The sequence below is a fragment of the Propioniciclava sp. genome, from assembly GCF_029977985.1.
Taxonomy (GTDB): Bacteria; Actinomycetota; Actinomycetes; order Propionibacteriales; family Propionibacteriaceae; genus Propioniciclava.
Map to the genome: position 1 here is coordinate 1 of NZ_JARKOT010000281.1, position 1,726 is coordinate 1,726.

General features: G+C 71.0%; 3 protein-coding genes and 1 pseudogene. 2 read left to right on the top strand and 2 right to left on the bottom strand.

Annotation, left to right across the window (positions count from 1 at the left end):
- Positions 1 to 237, bottom strand: a pseudogene (locus Q1K57_RS15035) (hypothetical protein); the annotation flags it as partial.
- A gap of 34 nt (positions 238 to 271) precedes the next feature.
- Between Q1K57_RS15035 and Q1K57_RS15040 the strand changes: the two are divergent.
- Together Q1K57_RS15040 and Q1K57_RS15045 are read left to right on the top strand one after the other, a co-directional pair.
- On the top strand, positions 272 to 1,204 hold the full coding sequence (locus tag Q1K57_RS15040; RefSeq protein ID WP_300084109.1) for a DMT family transporter: 933 nt from the start codon (positions 272 to 274) through the stop codon (positions 1,202 to 1,204).
- Positions 1,205 to 1,213: 9 nt separating this feature from the next.
- The gene (locus tag Q1K57_RS15045; RefSeq protein ID WP_300084111.1) at positions 1,214 to 1,486 is read left to right on the top strand and encodes a hypothetical protein; all 273 of its coding nucleotides are present in this window, start codon (positions 1,214 to 1,216) and stop codon (positions 1,484 to 1,486) included.
- Here Q1K57_RS15045 and Q1K57_RS15050 read toward each other — a convergent pair.
- Positions 1,447 to 1,726 (bottom strand): hypothetical protein (locus Q1K57_RS15050; protein ID WP_300084113.1); only part of this gene is annotated, 280 nt, incomplete at its 5' end. The two genes, Q1K57_RS15045 and Q1K57_RS15050, sit on opposite strands and share 40 nt — an antisense overlap.

Genomic DNA, 1,726 nt, shown 5'->3' on the forward strand with positions numbered 1-1,726 from the left:
GTTGGCGGCGAGCAGGGCGTTCACCTCGGCGTGGATGAAGCCGCTCTGGCCCTGCTCGAGGGACTCCCGTTCGTTGGGTTCGCCGGCGGCGCGCCCGTTGTAGCCGACGCCGACGACGCGGTGGAAGTGGTCGAGCAGGCATGCGCCGACCTGGACCTTGGCGTCCGCGCTGCGGGTCGCCCAGAGGCGTGCGGTGGCGATGCCCAGTTCGTCGAAGCTGGGTCTGGACGGGTTCACGGTAGGCAACCTAGCGTCCCGCTATCGTCCTCGCATGACCCCCCCGAGCGATGGACGCGCGAGCGGTCTCGCCGTGGCGCTGGTGTCCGCCGCCATGTTCGGCACGTCCGGGGTGTTCGGGAAATCGTTGCTGGCGGCCGGCTGGTCGCCGGCGGCGGCGGTGCTCGTGCGGCTCGGGGCGGCGTCGCTCCTGCTCTCCGTCCCGGCGTGGCTGGCGCTGCGTGGGCGCTGGCGGCCGTTGCTGGAGCGCTGGCGTCCGATCCTGCTGTACGGCGTCTTCGCCGGGGCGGCCGTGCAGGTGGCGTACTTCAACGCGATCACGTACATCGAGGTCGGGGTGGCGCTGCTCATGGAGTACCTCGGGGCGGTGCTCGTGGTGCTCTACGAGTGGGTGCGGACGCGGCGGCGTCCAGGCTGGGTGACGTTGGGCGGCATGGTGGTGGCCGTCGCCGGACTCGCGGTTGTGCTGAACCCTGGCGACCTGGCCGGCGCTGACCCGCGCGGTGTCGCGTGGGCGCTGTTCGCGGCGACGGGCATGGCCGTCTATTTCATCACGTCGGCGAACACGACGGGGGTGCCGCCGGTGGCTTTCGTGGCGTCGGGGCTCGGGGTGGGTGCGGTGGCGTTATTGGTGTTCGGGCTGATCGGTCTGGTGCCGTTGCGGGCGAGCTTCGCGGACGCCGCCGTGCTGGGTGCCGTCATGCCGTGGTGGGTGCCGGTGGCGGAGTTGGTGGTCGTGGCGGCGGCGCTGGCGTATGTGCTGGGGTTCGTGGCGGCCCGGCGGCTGGGGTCGACGGTGGCGAGCTTCGTGGGGTTGACCGAGGTGGTGTGCGCCGTCGCGTGGGCCTGGCTGCTGCTCGGGGAGCTGCCGAGTGGGCTGCAGTTGTTCGGCGGTGCGGTGCTCCTCGCGGGTGTCGCGCTGGTGCGGGCAGGGGCGACTAGGCCCGATGGTACCCCGGCCGGGTAGCATGCGGCCATGCGCTACATGAACATCGGCGGTCCGATCGCACTTGGCGTCCTGGGGGCGATCATGGCGTTCGCGATGCAGGACATCATTCCAGGCTTCGACACCCGCACCGTCGGGTTCATCCTGCTGGTCGCAGCCGGGCTGTGGCTCGTCTTCGGCTTCGTGGCCGCCCGCCCGCGCACGCGCATCACGAGTGAGCGCACCAACGTGGTCGACGACGGCCGCGGCGGCCCGGGGCGAGGTCAGTCGTACGAGCGAGAGGTCCGACAGGAGGAGGTCTGAGGGACCCACAGGTCGCTTGTGGTGCCGGCGCGGTAGGTGAGGGCTTGGATGACGCAGTTGACAGTGTCGAGTGCCTTCGGGTCGAGGTAACGGGCGCCTGAGGGCGTGGTGAGGTAGCGATAGCCGTAGCGACTGGTCCACAGGTGGCGGTCGCCGCCCAAGGGTTCCACCGTGAAGCGGGAGTGCGTCTTGCCGCGGTGCGCCCTGCGCGACAGCGGGGCGAGGTTGCTGTAGCACGTC